The organism is Oribacterium sp. (assembly GCF_057249185.1).
This window is the reverse complement of the sequence record NZ_DBHIGR010000027.1, coordinates 1-16,603: the sequence shown is the minus strand read 5'-3', so window position 1 is coordinate 16,603 and position 16,603 is coordinate 1. Positions and strand designations below refer to the sequence as shown.

Below are 16,603 nucleotides of genomic sequence, written 5' to 3'. Positions count from 1 at the left end.
GAATATAGAGAGCAATAATCACAAAGATTAGTCCCTCTATATTCCACATGCTATTCTTTTTGCTCTTTCTTGAACTTGGCATAGTTACAGTGCAATCGCAATATGGTCTCTTAATTCAAGTGGAACATCTTCTTTGTCCATGGACAAACTGCTGATGATGTTGATCTTGTATTTTTCGGACAAAGCATCCAATTTACGTACACAGTCTCCGATAGGCTTTCCTTCCAGACTGGCCAGCTTTAAAAAGCTATCTAAAATCAAATATTCCAAATCATGATCCTGAGAAATAATTCCGCTGATAAAGCCGACAAACTCATCTTCCGACTCTAACTGGAATTCATTGACATTAATCAAACGCACCTTGTTGTTAAGCTCATACATATGCTGAGAGGAGCGATCCAAAAAATCCACCGTTCCCTTTGCTTCCGCAACAGCTTTGTTCGCCCGATCAATGAGCTGTTTTGTCTTTCCTTTTCCTCTTTGTCCTACAATGAACTGAACCATATGCATTCCTCCTTTAATTCTGAACAAGAAACGGTAGCCCATGCTACAATGCCCTGCTTTTTATAAAAAGTATAGACTATCTATGAAATCTTATCAAGTAAGTTTGTCATATTCTCATAAAGATTCTCTTTGTTTGTACCCTTCATTACAACAGAATAATAGGGAATAGCAGTGGAAGCTTTGTCCACACTTAAGGCTAAGCAATAGCCTGCTTTTTTGGTGGTTCCTGTTTTTGCCGCCAAGATTTCCAAACCGTCGGGAAGCTCCTTCTCTCCGGTAGAATATAAATTTGTTGCCTTCCATACCTGAGACTTGGGAATACCGTTTTTATCTTTGTATTGTACCTGAATTTCTTTTGTGGCCAGAATTTCCCGTAAGCTGTCATATTTCATGCATTCTTTTAAAATGAGGTAGATATCATAGGGAGAAGTATAATGATTATCATCCGGCAAACCGTGGGGATTGGTAAAATGGCTGGAAAGGCAACCTAGTTCCAAAGCTTTCTCATTCATCCTGTCTACAAAAGCGGAAACAGAACCTGCCGTAGCCTCTGCCACAGCGACAGCTGCATCATTTCCGGAGGGGAGAAGCATACCGTATAAGAGATTTCTGATGCTAAGACTCTCTCCAACCTGTAAAAATGCGGTGGAAGAACCTGCTTCTTTGATTACGGAGGAGCCGGAAACCACAAATTCCTGATCTAGATTTTCCACGGAAGATACACAAACCAGAGCAGTCATTAATTTGGTGATGCTGGCGGGATAAGTTCTGTCATAGGGATGATTAAAGGAGATAGCCCGATCTCCTTCCTTACCGTCTTCTTCCACCAAAAGAAAATATTCCGCGTCCATATCCTGGATTTGCGCGCTTGTATCTGAAGGAATAGCCAAATCCTTGGCAAAGCTTTTGGTGCTGTTCTGAATATCCTCTTCCACGGTAATGGAAGATAATCTTTGTATACTTTGTTCTTCCTGAAAGGCCTTTTCCAGCTTCGGTTTACAGGAGCTAAGGCAAAGAGGAAAAATACACAGCAAAAGAAAGGCTTTTTTCCTTCTTAAAAAAGTACTCAAAGCCTTTCTTCTAGCCAATATTCCTCCACTCTAACTCACCACGTTCCAGAGCGTGAATTAATAATTCTCCTGTTGCCAGATTTGTGGCAATAGGAATATTGTAAATATCGCATAATCTGACTACGGAATTTACTTCCGGTTCCGTATCCCTTACCGGAGAGGGATCTCTTAAGAAAATCACCATATCCAAATTTCCCTGTTCGATTTGAGATGCCAGTTGTCTGGCTCCTCCGGTTTCTCCCGGGAGAAACTTATGGATTTTCAGATTGGTAACTTCCTCTACCAAAGTGCCTGTAGTTCCGGTTGCATATAATTCATGTCTAGTCAGGATACCTCTGTAAGCAATACAGAAATTTTGCATGAGCTTCTTCTTGGAATCATGCGCAATTAAACCTACCTTCATCTCTACCCTCCTACGTCTTCCTTTGTAAAGCAACATTTAAGACTATTCCGAAACCAAAGTATACGGACAGCAGGGAACTAACGCCTCGCGAAAAAAAGGGAAGTGTAATTCCGGTATTCGGAAACAGTCCGGTTGCCACCGCGATATTTGTATAGGTCTGAAATCCGATCCAGGCCATAACGCCTACACATATTAGCCGACCACTTAAGGTTTTTGCTCTATAGGCTATTATAAGACATTCTAAGATAATCAACAAGAAGATTATAATAATTATTAAAGATCCCCGAAAGCCTAATTCTTCTCCGATTACCGCGAAAATGAAGTCATTATCCTCCTCAACCAGAAAGTTTCCGTTTTTCACGGAGAAGATGGAATTATTAAAAAGTCCCTTTCCGTTAAACATTCCGGAGCCGATGGCCATAATGGACCACATTTGTTGGTAATAATCATTGCTGTTTTCTGAAGGATTTAAAAAGGTCAAAATTCTTTGTACCTGATAGCCCTGTAAAATTGGAATCTTATCATAGAGCCCTGAGGAAAAAAGGTAGAAAAGAAGACCCAAAGCTACCACTACCACTCCTAAAAAGGCAAAAATCCATTTTAATTTCAAGGGAGAAGCAAAGGTCATAGCGGCAACGATGACCGTCATAATAATGGTTGTGGATAGATTCGGCTGAATCATGACAAGTCCTACGGGAATGGAAAAGTAAAGTGCTTCCATTAATAAGGCATGAGGGTGATTGATATCCTCCTTCAGTTTTTGTAGGTAATCCGCAAAGAACAGAATCAATCCTACCTTTACAAACTCCGAGGGCTGCACCTTTCCCAAAACCGGAACGGTAATCCATCTGGTAGCACCGTGTCCGGAAGCTGTACCGTAGATTTTAACACCGGCCAAAATCACTACGGAAAGTATATAAATCCATGGGGACCATTTACAAATCTTCCGGTAATCAACCAAAGAGATTCCCACACACATAGCCAATCCTACAAAGGAGCCGAGAATCTGTCGTACTACAAGGGGATCTTTAAAGCTTTCCGCCGATGTTGCGGAGCGGACGATAAAGATTCCGATGGTATTTAAGGCAATCATGTATAGGACAAGCCGAAAATCATATTGCTTAAAGTCATAATCTAATTTCCACTTCATAAAATCTCTTTCTCTTAGTCGCTGACATTAACCGACAAAATGGAGCTGGCATCTCTTTGCAAAATGGTATCCATACTAAGCTTTCCGAAGCAATAGTCATAAACCATATTGGCCAGGCTGGCTGCATTACCGGAGGAATATCCGTAGGGAATATTTACAGTGACGGAGATTTGCGGATCTTCATAAGGCGCGTAGGAGACGAACACCGCATGATTACCCCTATCCTCTCTTTCCTGTGCAGTTCCTGTTTTTCCGGCAACGCTAATGTTTTGTCCTAAAAATACATTCTTGGCCACACCCTCGGTAATCACCTTTCGAAGACCTTCATGTACCGCATTCCAGGTGCTGTCTGCATAATCCAAATGTCTCAAAAGAGATGCACCCACCTCTTCCACCGTCTTTCCCTTCGGGTCTGCAATTTTATCCACTATAGAAAGATTATAAAGATTGCCTCCATTGGCAACAGCGGTAATGTATTTTGCCAGCTGGGCAGTATTATAGGCATGGTTTCCCTGTCCCATAGCGGAACGTTCCGGATCATAGTCGGAAATTCTGGGTTCTGCCTCATCCAGTTCAATGCCGGATTTTTCGTTTAAGCCAAAGTCACTCGCATATTTCCGGATTCTTTCCATTCCCAGTTCCGCATTGTAATTTCCCTCTGCATCCGTTGCCAAACGATGTCCTAAATCCGCAAAGAAATAGTTACAGGAATTTTTGATACCATCCACCAAGGTTTCATTTCCGTGGTGGGAAGGCCAAATCCAGCAACGAATATTAGGTGTAACTTCCTCATATTTACCTGTACAGTCAATGACAGTGCTTAAATCCAATACCTTTTCTTCCAAAGAAGCAATGGAGCTGATGGGCTTAAAGGAGGAACCGGGAGCCAACTGGGTTTGGGTTGCACCGTTAAGCAGCGGTAAGGATAAGTCCTCATTACATTTTTTTAAATAAGCGGCATCATTAATCCGATTGTTGTCAAAGCCGGGATAGCTGACCAAAGCACGAACCTTTCCGGTCTTTACATCCGTCACTACCACGGAACCGTTACAGGGATCCAGAGCGAACTGTGCGGGAGTAAGTTGCAGCTTTCTGATTTTATCAATCAGAAAGGTATAGGCAAAATGACTGTCTCCCCGGGCTAAAGCGTCATAGGAGGCGGTATCCTGGGGCAATACGTTTTGTTCAAAAAGAGCCATCAAAAGAAGATTTCCTTTTATTTTTTGATTTGCGATAGCGTACTTGTATAGCAGCTTTTCAAATCCGGAATCCTCTCGTAAAAAGCTCATGATTTTATTTACAAAGAGCTGATAAATCTGTGCACTGTCCGAATATTCCTCCGATAAGTTCAGCTTGGTCGTATCAATCCACCCCTCTTCTATTCCTTTTTTAATAAAATCATGAAGGGATATACTGTCGCTTTTCCAGGAGGCAAGAGCCTGGGAGGATTTAAATCGGGAGTCCTCCGGATTTACGATTCCGCCTTCTTTTCCTAATAGGTAATCGTAGATATAAACCATATAGCCCTGCATTTCCTGGGGAAGAGCGGATAATTCTCCGCCGCTATCCTGCATAAGGACAGCTTCCACTTGAGAAAGCACGGCTTCTTTATTTTCTTGAAAGAGAGACCCGATCTGCTTTTCAGCATCTCCGGCATCCTCTGCGGTAAAATGCTCTTTATTCAGAACATTGTTATTAATGAGCTGGTAATAAGCGTCCTTTACGGGAATCATCAGCTGGGACTGCTTTAAGGCACTTTGGTCCAGCTCATTCTGTTCCGTAATCTTGGAGGCTAAAATTCCTGCCAATTCCTGCTCTAAAAGATGATATATGGAAATCTGATCGTTAGCGGAAATGGTGGTATAAATATCATTACCCGCTCCGGGTTTTTCCTCGGAGATAACCTCCATAATACTTCCCACGTTGTTCAGATACATTTCCTTGTATCCTTTTTTCCCTTTTAAGACAAGATCCTCACTCTTTTCCAGTCCCCAAACGCCCACCACATCATTTACCGCATAGGAGCTGTCCTGCTTTTGTAAATCCGCCAGCTGACTTTCCTGTACCTGGCCGGTATATCCTACGATATGGGAAAGGTAAGGGGCATAATTGTATTTTCGAACAGAGACATTTTCAATATCCACGCCGGGGAGATCATACTTGGATTCCAGAATCTCCGCCATACATTCCCGGGAAACATTATCTACAATAGTGGTGCTCATATAACGCTGATAGGAGGTCAGCCTTAGGGTATAAATAATACCGATCATATCCAAAGCGGTTTCATCCGATAATGTGATGGGCTTTCCGTTCTCATCCTGCAGCTTTGTAAAGTTGTATAATTTTTTTGCCTGTAAGAAGCATTGCTCAGCGGTACTGTTAGCCTCCTTTTCACTTAACTTCTCCGGCGTTTTTCGAAAAACATTGGCAATGAGGCGCCGTCTGTCCTGATCGCTTGTGGTGGTATAGACAAAGCTTCCGTCTTCCTGCTTTTGTACTTTAAACTGGCTCTTAACGGGATATTGATATTTTTCAATAATTTCCGCCAGCTTTTTCAACATTAAATTTCGCTTATTGATTCCGGCACTGGTTCCGGAAAAGTTTCCGGTTTCCGCAATCGTTATGTTGTATTGTAATTCATTGTAAGCCAAAAGCTTACCGTCTTTATCGTAAATATTTCCCCTGGTTCCGGGAATCACCAAATCCTGTCTGGTATTTTTTTGGTATTCCTGCAAATAATCATTTCCATGCAATATCTGCAGACGAAAAAGATGCAGTGTTAAAACGGAAAATAAAAGAAAAAAAACAATGGATAATGCAAAGAGTCTGGAGGAAAACAGGCGGTTTAGCATTTCTTTGAGAAAACCAAATAACTCTTTCATCATAAGACTTTTTCCTCCAATTTCTTGCTGGCACTAAAGAAAAAACGATATAAAACTACGGTAAGTAAAAAGGAAAATACAATAGAGGGAAGGACAATATGCAGGGCATAATAAGGAATGTTCCCCTTTCCCCGAACGGCAAAACGGAAAATATAAATATACAGATGATAAATAAGACCGCTGACTACACAAAGAAACAGTGGCAGAGTAATGTACTCTTCGTAATAATAATGATGAAAATATCCATTACCATAGCCGATTAAAACAAAAATCAGGGAATAGAAACCAAAGGGACCGGAATAAAACAAATCCATCAAAAGTCCGGCACAAAGTCCATAAAACATTCCCGGTAAAGAGCCATAATAAAAACCGAAGGAAAAGCAAAGGATCAAAAGCAGGTTAGGGCTTGCGGACAAAAAGGGAAGCAGGGGAAATACACTGGTTTGCAATAAAAATGCCAGAATCAAAAGGGCAAAGTAAAACATTGCCATGATTCTTTTTGCGCTTGCCTTTCCTACTTTCTTATTCTGCAAGATCCTTACTCTCCTTTTGAAAACGATCGTCTTTTCGCTCTTTAAGCACCAAGACTTCCCTTAAATCCGTAAAATCCGCGGCAGGAATCAGATAGCCGTTTTTCATTAAACGCTTCTCATCCTCTTCTATACCGATGGCATAGCCTACCAAAATACCGGGAAGAAATTTAGAAGAAATATTGGAGGTAACAATACGATCTCCATCCTGAATTACCGCTTCTTTCTTCATATTGGTAATTCTGAGTCTTCCCTCTTCAAATAGCTGTAAATCGCCGGCCACGATACAGGTATCACTGGACTGAATTCCCATGCAGGAAACTCTGGACTCATCATCTATGATGGAACGAACGGTGGCATAATTCAGCCCCACATCCGTAACAATCCCTACCAGGCCGCCCTTGGCCATAACATTTTGGTCTACCATAATGCCGTCCTTGGAGCCCTTGTCAATACGGAAGACTTGGAACCAGTTTTCCGAGTCCTTGGCAATGACTCTGGCGGCTACCTTATCATACTGTAAATATTGCTGATCCAAGGAATATAAATCCCGTAGACGTTTTAATTCTTCTTCATTCTGCTTTAAGATATTGTTTTCCTCTGTCAGAAGGTCGATTTTGGCATTAAGCTTTTCATTTTCCGCTTCCGCTTCCAAGAGGGTTTTATGCTTTTCCCAACGGGAATAGAGCTTATAGCCTACATAATTCACACCGGACTGTATAGGAACCAAAACGGTTCCCACTGCATTCCGAAGAGGATTCATAAAGCCGTCTTTAACAGACGACAGAACAATCATCATAATGCATAAGACCGTTAAGAGTATAAAAATATATTGATTTTTCTTCTGCTCCACTATATTTTCCCCTGTTCCTTAAAACTGTAATATTGATTATCTCCGATAATAATGTGATCCATTAAGTGTATCCCCAGATACTCTCCCGCTTTATAGATTTCTTCCGTAGCCCGTTCATCCTCTCTGGAGGGGTGAGGATCCCCGGAGGGATGATTATGCACCAAAATAAAACAAACGGAAGCAGCCCTAAGAGCCTCCATAAAGATTTCCCTTCCGGAAAGAATGGATGCATTAGAGCTACCTTTGGACAAAAGAAAATCCTTTAGCAGTTGAGCTTTTGTATCCAAAAACAGAACATGAACTTCCTCATAGGAAAGATGCCGTAATTCTTCCTTAAAATATTGAAGCACGGAACCGGGAGATCGAAAGGATTGTACTTCCTCCCGGATTTTTCGGTTCCAGATTCTCTTGGCCAGCTCTCCTACGACCTGCAGTTCTATGGCCTTGGTTTCCCCTACTCCTTTAATAGCTTGCAAATCCTCCAGACTATACTGCATAAGTCCCACCAGACCGTCATAAACAGGACTGAGATGAAGTACCTTGTCTGCAAGGGACAAAACACTTTCTTCCTTCGTTCCTGTGCGTAGTATTACAGCCAGAAGCTCCTCGTCTCTTAAAGCAGAAACGCCTAAGCGAAGAGCCTTTTCTCTGGGCAATTCCTGCCCGGATTCCTTCAGTGTTAAATGCATTTTTTCCTCCTATCCGGAGGGAGTCTACAGAGGATTCTATTTTAGCACGCTTTCCCCTTATCGGACAAAAACTTTTCTTAAGCTTTGGCTATTTTTATTCTTTCAAAAAAGCAGATTGAGTTTGCCTTGAGTAAAAAGTCGTGTCCTAAAGGGATGCTTCTTAGATATTTAAGAACAAAACAATATACTCATTACGGAACTATTCTTTAGGAAGTTTTACAAGTCCTGCCTTGAAAATATTATCCAAGGCCTTGATTACCCCGAATTTTCCGTGGGCAAAGGTCAGGCCGCCCTGAAAATACACGGAATAGGGCTCTCTTAGGGGAGCGTCTGCGGATAACTCAATACTGGATCCGGAAATAAAAGCCCCTGCAGCCATCACCACAGGATCCTCATAGCCAGGCATGTCCCAGGGTTCCGGACGAACAAAGGAGTCCACCGGAGAAGCTTCCTGAATTCCTCTACAAAAAGCCAGCAAAGCCTCCCCATTTCCCATACGTATTTCCTGAATAATATCGTTTCTTGGACTGTCCGCCGTAGGGTGACATTGATAGCCCAGGGATTCAAAAAGACTGGCCGCAAAGATCGCACTTTTTTCTGCTGAAGCGGTAACCGTCGGTGCCAGGAAAAAGCCTTGGAAGAAATCCTTGTTACAGTGCAGGGAAGGCCCAAGCTCCTTTCCTAAGCCGGGAGCGGTCAGTCTCACCGCTGCTCTTTCAATACATTCTTTTGTGCCGGCAATATAGCCTCCGATGGGGGCAAGTCCTCCGCCGGGGTTTTTAATGAGGGATCCCACCACCATATCGGCTCCGTAATCACTGGGCTCTTCAGTACATACAAATTCGCCGTAACAGTTATCTACCATGCAAATCAGGTCTTTTTTACAGCTCTTGATAAAGCTTATCAAGTCTCCGATTTCCTTAGGACTGAAGCTCTTTCTGTCACTATAGCCTTTGGAACGCTGAATTTCCACCAATCTGGTTTTCTCGGAAATCGCGTTTTTGATACCTTCATAATCAAAGGAGCCATCCGGAAGCAAAGCTACCTCTTTGTAGCTCACACCAAATTCCTTCAAAGAGCCAAGGGAGTCTCGAATGCCAATAACCTCATCCAAGGTATCGTAGGGCTTTCCTACCGGGGATAGAATTTCATCTCCCGGACGAAGATTTCCCTGTAAGGCAATAGCCAAGGCATGGGTTCCGCAGACAATCTGAGAACGGACCAAGGCATCCTCCGTATGAAAATAATTGGCGTAAACCTCTTCCAGGGCATCTCTTCCGATATCGTTATAGCCGTAGCCGGTGCTGCCCAGCAAATGGGCCTCTGAAACCTTTGCCTTTTGCAGGGCCTGTAAAACCTTTAACTGGTTAATTTCCGCAATTTCATCAATCTCTTTGAAACGGCTCTCCAGATTTTTTAATATCTTTTCACTATAGGCAATTACTTCCGGAGAAATGCCCATTTCTTCATAGATTCTTTGATAATCCATTCTATTCTTTCCTCCTTACCCCCGATAAAATCCTCCTCAGAAAGGAAGATGGTATTTTTCTCTCTTCTAAACCAGGTCATCTGCCTTTTGGCATAGTTTCTGGAATGCTGTTGAATTTTTTCTATACACTCCTCTTCCGTGTAACGCCCCTCCAAATAAGCAAACACTTCTTTATAGCCAATCGCATTACAGCCCGGCATATTTTCTCGATAGCCCTGCTCATAAAGAGCCTTAACCTCTTGAAAAAGGCCTTCTTCCTTCATTTGCAGTACACGGTCATGGATGCCCTGATACAATTTTTCCCGTTCTCTACACAATACAATAAATAGAGCATCATAGAGAGCCTCTTTTTTTTGCTCTTCCCGATTATGTTGGGAAATGGGACGCTTATGCAGATAATAGTATTCCAAAGCTCGGATGATTCTTTGCTTATTATTTTCATGGATAGCTTCAGCCGCTTCCGGATCCACTCGGGACAGCTCTTGGTGGAGGGGAATCGTTCCTTCTTTTTCCAGTCTCTCCGTAAGTTCCCTTCGGATTCTATCCTTTTCTTCCTGATCTTCATCCTGAAAGTCTATATCATAGAGCATGGCTTGAATATAGAAGCCGGTACCTCCCACCAAAATGGGAAGCTTTTCCCTACTGTAAAGTTCAGCAATTTTTTCCCTTGCCATCTTTTGAAAAAGGCTGGCATCATAATTTTCAGAAGGATTAAGGATGTCCAGAAGATGATGGGGAATTCCCTCCTTTTCTTCTTCTTTTACCTTACCGGAACCGATATCCAGTCCTTTGTAAACCTGAACAGAGTCCGCGGAGATACACTCTCCGTCCAAAGCCTTGGCTAAGGCGATGGAAGTACCGGTTTTTCCTACCGCAGTAGGGCCTGCCAAAATCAATAAGGGTTTATGTTCTTCCCAAAGATTCATTTATACAATCCTCTTAAACATTTTTTCCAAATCCTGCTTTTTAAAGGCCACAATGGTGGGTCGTCCATGGGGGCAGGCATAGGGATTTTCCAGGGTGAAAAGCTTCTGTACCAAAGCCTCCGCTTCCTGAAAGCTAAGGAGCTGATTTCCTTTTACAGAGGCCTTGCAGGCCATGGACGCAATTTTATTATAGACGCTCTCCGCTTCGGAAAGGTTCCCTTCTTCTGCAAGAGCATCCAGAATCTCATGAAATAGCATTTCCGCATCCAAAGAAGGAAAATCCGCAGGGATTCCTTCTAAAAGGTATCGCTTATCTTCTTCCTTTCGGATTCTATAGCCAAGATGGGTAAAATAGTCCTTGGTTTTTTCATAGATCTCTTCCTCTTTCGCATTAAAGACCATGGTTTTGGGAAGAATGCCCTGACTGATTCCCGGCTTTTCCAGGGTTTTCTTTCGCATTTTTTCAAAGTTCACCTTCTCATGGGCAGCATGCTGATCCATAATAAAGAGTTCCTTTTGAAATTCTATCAACCAGTAGGTCTGAAAAACCTGCCCAATCAGTCGGAATTCCTTCTCTCCCTCTTCAGAGAAGAAGGAGGGAGAAAATAGATTTTCCTGTTCTGCCGATGGGAGCTTTTCCGATTCGGTGAAAAACTGCTCTTCCTTGGGGACAGTATTCTCTTCCTTTTCAGAAGCCTTTTCTTCTTCTAAACGAATCCCCTTTGTTAAATCAAACTCTTCATAGATAAGCTTCTCTTCGCCGGTTTCATCTTTCTGCTGATTCAGCTCCGGAGTTTCTGAGCTAAAATGAGTTTTCTCCGTAGCTTCTGTTCTAAACTGAGTCTTCTCTGAAATGATTTCTGAAACGTTCTCTGGAGCCTCCTTCTCTTCCGCTTTTTTCTCCCAAAGCTGACTGGAAGGGGAAAGAAATGTTGTATTTTTCTCCTCCTTTTCCTTTTGGAAAAGGGAAAGGGGGCTATGGTCAATCAAGTCTGCCTTAGATAAGGTCTTGCTGACGCAATCAAAGAGCGCCTGATAAATTTTTTCTCGATTTTGAAAACGCACCTCCAGCTTTTGGGGATGCACATTCACATCCACAAGATTGGGGCTTAGGTGTAAAAAGACAATGGCAAAGGGAAACTTATGCTGCATCAAAAAGGGCTTATAGGCGTCCTCCAGGGCTCTACTTAGTAAAGAATCCCGAACAAAACGACCATTCACGAAGAATATTTCATATTGCCTGTTAGAACGGGTAAGGCTGGGCTTGCCCAAAAGCCCCTCAATATGCAGGGTAGCCAATCCTGTTAGGCTGGAAGGATAATAGGATTCCCTTATTTCCAAGCTGTCCTTGGCAAAGGCCTTTCCGTAAATGCCGAAAACCACATCAGAAAGTTTCCCGCCCCCAACGGTTTGGAATCGACTTTTTCCATCCTTTACAAAATGAAAGGAAATGCCCGGATTGGCAAGAGCCAGCTTTTCCACCATTTCCTCTACCCTACTGGCTTCCGTGCTTTCACTTAATAAAAACTTCTTTCTGGCAGGTACATTGTAGAAAAGATCCCGCACCAAAATGCTGGTACCGTCCATTCCCCCTACTTCTTCCACCGGAGAGAAGCTTCCTCCCTCCACAAGGATTCTGTGGGCAAGAAAATCCTCCTGCCTTTTGCTGATACATTCCACCTTAGCCACGGAGGCAATAGAAGCCAAGGCCTCCCCACGGAAGCCGAAGCTTAAAATCTCTTCCAAGTCTTTGGGATTTTGAATTTTACTGGTGGCATGGGGCATAAAGGCCCTCTCCAAATCCTCGGAAAAGATTCCCTCTCCGTTATCGCTTACCCGAAGAAAGCTGATGCCGCCCCCCTTAATCTCTATGGAAATAGCTGTGGCTTTAGCATCCAAGGCATTTTCCACCAGCTCTTTTACGATACTGCCGGGACGCTCCACCACCTCTCCTGCGGCAATTTGATTGATGCACTCCTGGCTTAATAGGTGAATTTTCAACGAAGTTTCTCCTTTAAACTAAACAACAGATTGATGGCTTCCAAGGGACTCATGCTTTCAAAGGAATCATTGCGGATGCAGTCTAAAACTTCCTTCTCTTCCTTGCTTAGCGTTGAAACGGAATTTTTTCTTCCCGTCTCTCCGGCCTTTAAGGGATTTTCCGGAAAATCCTCTTCGAAGTTTTCTTCCAAGGCCTCTTCGAAGTCCAAATGCTGAAGGCTAAGATCCTTTTCATTCAAAAAAGCGGAGATTTCTCTGGCTCTATCAAGTACAGGGGCGGGAACGCCCGCAAGCTTGGCCACATCAATACCATAGCTTTCGTCTGCCCCTCCGGGCATAATCTTACGAAGGAACTGAATTTCTCCCTGTTCCTTGGATACCGCTATACAGTAGTTCTTCACTTTTTCCAGCTTTCCCTCTAAAACACTTAACTCATGATAGTGGGTGGCAAAAAGGGTTTTTGCTTTGATTTCCCTGGCAAGATATTCCACCACCGCCCAGGCTATGGAAAGGCCGTCAAAGGTGGAGGTACCTCTTCCGATTTCATCCAAAATCAAAAGAGAATTTTCCGTAGCATTTCGTAAAATATTGGAAACTTCACTCATTTCCACCATAAAGGTAGATTGACCGGAGGCCAAATCATCGGAAGCCCCTACCCTGGTAAAGATTCTGTCGCAGATAGGAATATCCGCCTGCTTTGCCGGCACAAAGGAGCCGATGGAAGCCATCAGCACGATTAAGGCAACTTGTCGCATATACGTGGATTTTCCTGCCATATTGGGGCCGGTGATAATGGCAATCTTCTCCTCTTTACCAAGCCTTGCATCATTGGGAACAAAGCTTTGATCCTGTAAAAGTTTTTCCACCACCGGATGACGACCGTCCACAATCGTTAAATTACCTTCCTCATTGATTTTCGGACGAACATACTGCTCCTGCATAGCCACCTTGGCCAAAGAAAGGCAGGCATCCAAGAAGGCAATTTCCTTTGCGGTTTTTTGCATTCTTCCAAGTTCCCGGGAAAGCTCTTCCCGCAAATTTACAAAGAGACTGTATTCCAGCTGTTGCAAATTTTCCGCCGCCCCCAAGATTTTATTCTGTAAATCCTGTAATTCTACGGTAGTGTATCGTTCTGCCTGAGCAAGAGTCTGTCTTCTGATAAAGTAATCGGGAATTTCTCCCTGATAGGACTTGGAGATTTCAAAACAGTAGCCGAAAATACGGTTATATTTGATTTTCAGGTTTTTAATTCCGCTTTTTTCTCTTTCCCGCTCTTCCAGCTGATTCAGCCATTCCTTCCCATGCTCTCCCGCCTCCCGGAAAAGTCGCACCTCCTCATGGAAGGAAGACTTAATGATTCCTCCCTCCTTAATGCTAAGGGGAGGATCCTCTTCAATGCATTCATCAATCCTGGTATAGAGCTCCTCCAGCGCATCCATATCCTGTCCTAAGCCCTGTAAAAGCTTTCCGGAAAAGGAGCTTAAAGTCCTCTTAATCACCGGCAGGAATTGTAAGGAGGATTTTAAAGCCAGCATATCTCTGGCATTGGCGGAGGAAATACTGATTTTTCCGATCAGTCTTTCCATATCGTAGATGGAATCCAGATATTCCCTAAGCTCTTCTCCGTCAATATAACGCTGACAAAGCTCTTCGATACAATCTAAACGCTCCTCCATTTTCTTTTTTTCCCGAAGAGGACGTTCCAGAAAATGGCGAAGCATACGACTTCCCATGGCGGTATGGGTTTTGTCCAGTACCCAAAGCAGGCTTCCTCGCTTTTTCTTGTCTCTAAGGGTTTCCCAAAGCTCCAGATTTCTCTGGGTGGAAAGGTCCAAAAGCATATAGTCTTCCCGATGAAAACGCTCTATATGCCGAATATGGGATAAAATATTCTTCTGGGTATCATAAAGATAGCGTAGGCAGGCTCCTAAAGCTCTTCTTTCCAAGGGGGCATGCTCCAGTCCTAAGCCGGGAATGGAGGAGGAAAAATGAGTAGAGAGGATTTTGTCCGCCTCTTCCTTTCCAAAATAATCCTTCTCCTTTTCTGTAATGCTTAAGCTAAAGCGACTGTCCAAGGCAGAGCTTAATGCTTTATCCTCTAAAAATCCTATGGGACAGAGAATCTCCTTTGGGGAAAAACGGGAGATTTCATCCAGAAGCTCCTTGCTGTCGGAAACACTTAAACTGTATAGCTCTCCGGTACTGATATCCACGGTGGCAAGACCGATGCCGCTGTTTCCGGGATAAATAGCGGAAAGATAGTTATTTTTCCCTTCCTCCAAAGCAGTTTCCTCGGTCTGGGTTCCGGGAGTAATTACTCGGATAATTTCCCGCTTTACCAGTCCCTTGGCAAGCTTTGGATCCTCTACCTGTTCTCCTATGGCGACCTTAAAGCCCTGGGAAACCAATTTACTGACATAGGAATCTGCCGCATGATAAGGAATTCCGCACATAGGGGCCCTTTCCTCCAGACCGCAATCCTTCCCTGTAAGTACCAAATCCAAAGCCTTGGAGGCTTTGATGGCATCCTCAAAGAACATTTCATAAAAATCCCCAATGCGGTAAAAGAGGAGGGCATCAGGTACCTCCTTCTTGCTCTCCAAATATTGCCGCATCATAGGGGATAATTTTGCTTCATCCATTAAAGAACACTCCCATAGTAATAAAAGCCCATAGATTTATCCAAACGAACCGGAACAATTTCTCCGATTAAGCGCTCTCCACCTTCAAAGTGAACCAGCACATTGTTGCTCAGTCTTCCGGTCAGCATATTCTCGGACTCTTTGTCCTTTTCTTCCACTAAAACTTCCATGACCTTCCCCAGGTCTCTTCCTTCTCGCTCCTCGGAATGAAGACGAATATGCTCTAAAAGTCGCTGGAATCGCTCCTTAACCACATCCTCAGGAACTGCCTCCCACTTAGCAGCCGGAGTTCCCGTACGCTTGGAATACTGGAAGGTAAAGGCGGAATCAAACTTGGAGTAGGCTACCACCTCCATGGTATCCTGAAAATCCTCTTCCGTCTCCCCGGGAAAACCTACAATAATGTCTGTCGTCAGACTCACATCCGGCAAAACTTCTCTTATCTTTTTCACCAAAGCCATATAGGATTCTTTACTGTAATGCCGGTTCATCCTCTTTAAAATAGCAGTAGAGCCGGATTGTAGGGGCAGGTGAATATGATTGCAAATATTTTCATGTTCCTTCATAACCAGTAAAAGCTCATCGGAAAAATCCTTAGGGTTCGGAGTCATGAAACGGAGTCGCTTAAGACCGGGAAGCTTTGCAATTTTTGCCAAAAGCTCTGGAAAGGAACATTCCTCCTTCTTGTCTAAGCCATAGGAATTCACATTTTGCCCAAGGAGCATGATTTCTTTTACACCGTCGGCAACCAATGCCTCACATTCTTTCAAAATTTCCTGAGAATCTCTGGACTTTTCTCTTCCTCTCACGTAGGGCACAATACAATAAGTACAGAAATTATTGCAGCCAAAGCTGATATTTACGGCTGCTCTAAAGCTATATTTCCTCTTGGAGGGAAGATTTTCCACGATTTCCGCACTATCCTCCAAAAGCTCTACCTTCTTCTCCTTGGAGAGCATGGTTTCTAAAAGATACTCTGCCAGCTTATAAATATTGTGTGTACCGAAAATCAGATGCACATAGGGATATTTTCTCTGAATGGTTTCCACCTCATCCTTTTCCTGCATCATACAACCGGTAATTCCAATGATTAAGTCCTTATTTCTTTGATAGAGATGCTTAAGCTGTCCGATACGACCATAAAGCTTTTGATTGGCATTCTCCCGGACGGTACAGGTGGTAAATAGGATTACATCCGCTTCCTCTTCCTTCTCGGTAATGCTATAGCCTGCTTCCTGTAAAATTCCCTGAAGCTTTTCTCCGTCTTTGGCAGACATCTGGCAGCCGATTACAGTCACCATGGCCTTGGCTTCATAGCCCTCTCCCTTTTTTACATCCAACAGGGCTTTAATTTGTTCTATAAAGTAAAACTGGCGCTCCGGCTCATTGGCAGGTGCGTTTTCCAAAATTTCCGTAAATAACTTGTTTCCCACAATTCCCTCACATTTCTAAGATCTATTTCTA

At 43.3% G+C, this 16,603-nt stretch carries 13 protein-coding genes; all 13 read right to left on the bottom strand.

Features of this window, described 5'->3' with window-relative positions; translation table 11 throughout:
* Nucleotides 1-84 precede the first annotated feature (84 nt).
* The 13 genes from ACO4PX_RS02900 to miaB all read right to left on the bottom strand — a co-directional run bounded on the left by ACO4PX_RS02900 (nt 85) and on the right by miaB (nt 16,572).
* A complete protein-coding gene (locus tag ACO4PX_RS02900; RefSeq protein WP_448972763.1) occupies nt 85-504 on the bottom strand; it encodes a twitching motility protein PilT in 420 nt (139 codons plus the stop codon).
* Nucleotides 505-584: 80 nt separating this feature from the next.
* A complete protein-coding gene (locus ACO4PX_RS02895; RefSeq protein ID WP_315364965.1) occupies nt 585-1,592 on the bottom strand; it encodes a D-alanyl-D-alanine carboxypeptidase family protein in 1,008 nt (335 codons plus the stop codon).
* Complete coding sequence (locus tag ACO4PX_RS02890; RefSeq protein ID WP_040648314.1) at nt 1,585-1,977, bottom strand: methylglyoxal synthase; 393 nt, start codon at nt 1,975-1,977, stop codon at nt 1,585-1,587. Before ACO4PX_RS02890 ends, ACO4PX_RS02895 begins: the two co-directional genes overlap by 8 nt.
* A 10-nt stretch (nt 1,978-1,987) precedes the next feature.
* Nucleotides 1,988-3,127 carry an FtsW/RodA/SpoVE family cell cycle protein gene (locus ACO4PX_RS02885; protein ID WP_485571326.1) on the bottom strand — a complete coding sequence of 380 codons (1,140 nt, stop codon included), beginning with the start codon at nt 3,125-3,127 and terminating at the stop codon, nt 1,988-1,990.
* Between the two features lie 14 nt (nt 3,128-3,141).
* Complete coding sequence (locus ACO4PX_RS02880; RefSeq protein WP_485571324.1) at nt 3,142-6,012, bottom strand: penicillin-binding transpeptidase domain-containing protein; 2,871 nt, start codon at nt 6,010-6,012, stop codon at nt 3,142-3,144.
* The gene (gene mreD, locus ACO4PX_RS02875) at nt 6,009-6,500 is read right to left on the bottom strand and encodes a rod shape-determining protein MreD (protein ID WP_040648512.1); all 492 of its coding nucleotides are present in this window, start codon (nt 6,498-6,500) and stop codon (nt 6,009-6,011) included. The genes ACO4PX_RS02880 and mreD overlap by 4 nt, the downstream gene beginning before the upstream one ends.
* 31 nt (nt 6,501-6,531) lie before the next feature.
* Nucleotides 6,532-7,392 (bottom strand): rod shape-determining protein MreC, encoded by an 861-nt coding sequence (mreC, locus tag ACO4PX_RS02870; protein ID WP_314834022.1) that lies wholly within the window; start codon nt 7,390-7,392, stop codon nt 6,532-6,534.
* Nucleotides 7,392-8,081: a RadC family protein gene (gene radC, locus ACO4PX_RS02865; protein ID WP_485531915.1), complete on the bottom strand. Its 690-nt coding sequence runs from the start codon at nt 8,079-8,081 to the stop codon at nt 7,392-7,394. Before radC ends, mreC begins: the two co-directional genes overlap by 1 nt.
* Before the next feature lie 199 nt (nt 8,082-8,280).
* The gene (locus ACO4PX_RS02860; RefSeq protein ID WP_485571322.1) at nt 8,281-9,570 is read right to left on the bottom strand and encodes a methionine gamma-lyase family protein; all 1,290 of its coding nucleotides are present in this window, start codon (nt 9,568-9,570) and stop codon (nt 8,281-8,283) included.
* Nucleotides 9,522-10,496, bottom strand: coding sequence for a tRNA (adenosine(37)-N6)-dimethylallyltransferase MiaA (gene miaA / locus ACO4PX_RS02855; protein WP_485571320.1), 975 nt, complete (start codon nt 10,494-10,496; stop codon nt 9,522-9,524). The genes ACO4PX_RS02860 and miaA overlap by 49 nt, the downstream gene beginning before the upstream one ends.
* Nucleotides 10,497-12,497 carry a DNA mismatch repair endonuclease MutL gene (mutL, locus tag ACO4PX_RS02850; RefSeq protein WP_485571318.1) on the bottom strand — a complete coding sequence of 667 codons (2,001 nt, stop codon included), beginning with the start codon at nt 12,495-12,497 and terminating at the stop codon, nt 10,497-10,499. It lies immediately after the preceding gene.
* The gene (mutS, locus tag ACO4PX_RS02845; protein WP_485571316.1) at nt 12,494-15,139 is read right to left on the bottom strand and encodes a DNA mismatch repair protein MutS; all 2,646 of its coding nucleotides are present in this window, start codon (nt 15,137-15,139) and stop codon (nt 12,494-12,496) included. The genes mutL and mutS overlap by 4 nt, the downstream gene beginning before the upstream one ends.
* Nucleotides 15,139-16,572 carry a tRNA (N6-isopentenyl adenosine(37)-C2)-methylthiotransferase MiaB gene (gene miaB / locus ACO4PX_RS02840; RefSeq protein ID WP_485571314.1) on the bottom strand — a complete coding sequence of 478 codons (1,434 nt, stop codon included), beginning with the start codon at nt 16,570-16,572 and terminating at the stop codon, nt 15,139-15,141. The genes mutS and miaB overlap by 1 nt, the downstream gene beginning before the upstream one ends.
* Nucleotides 16,573-16,603: the final 31 nt, after the last annotated feature.

Excerpts from the sequence above, each read along its gene's own strand:
- ACO4PX_RS02900 (WP_448972763.1), bottom strand. The coding sequence starts at position 504 with ATGGTTCAGTTCATTGTAGGACAAAGAGGAAAAGGAAAGACAAAACAG.
- ACO4PX_RS02890 (WP_040648314.1), bottom strand. The coding sequence starts at position 1,977 with ATGAAGGTAGGTTTAATTGCGCATGATTCCAAGAAGAAGCTCATGCAA.
- ACO4PX_RS02885 (WP_485571326.1), bottom strand. The coding sequence starts at position 3,127 with ATGAAGTGGAAATTAGATTATGACTTTAAGCAATATGATTTTCGGCTT.
- ACO4PX_RS02880 (WP_485571324.1), bottom strand. The coding sequence starts at position 6,012 with ATGATGAAAGAGTTATTTGGTTTTCTCAAAGAAATGCTAAACCGCCTG.
- mreD (WP_040648512.1), bottom strand. The coding sequence starts at position 6,500 with ATGGCAATGTTTTACTTTGCCCTTTTGATTCTGGCATTTTTATTGCAA.
- radC (WP_485531915.1), bottom strand. The coding sequence starts at position 8,081 with ATGCATTTAACACTGAAGGAATCCGGGCAGGAATTGCCCAGAGAAAAG.
- ACO4PX_RS02860 (WP_485571322.1), bottom strand. The coding sequence starts at position 9,570 with ATGGATTATCAAAGAATCTATGAAGAAATGGGCATTTCTCCGGAAGTA.
- miaA (WP_485571320.1), bottom strand. The coding sequence starts at position 10,496 with ATGAATCTTTGGGAAGAACATAAACCCTTATTGATTTTGGCAGGCCCT.
- mutS (WP_485571316.1), bottom strand. The coding sequence starts at position 15,139 with ATGGATGAAGCAAAATTATCCCCTATGATGCGGCAATATTTGGAGAGC.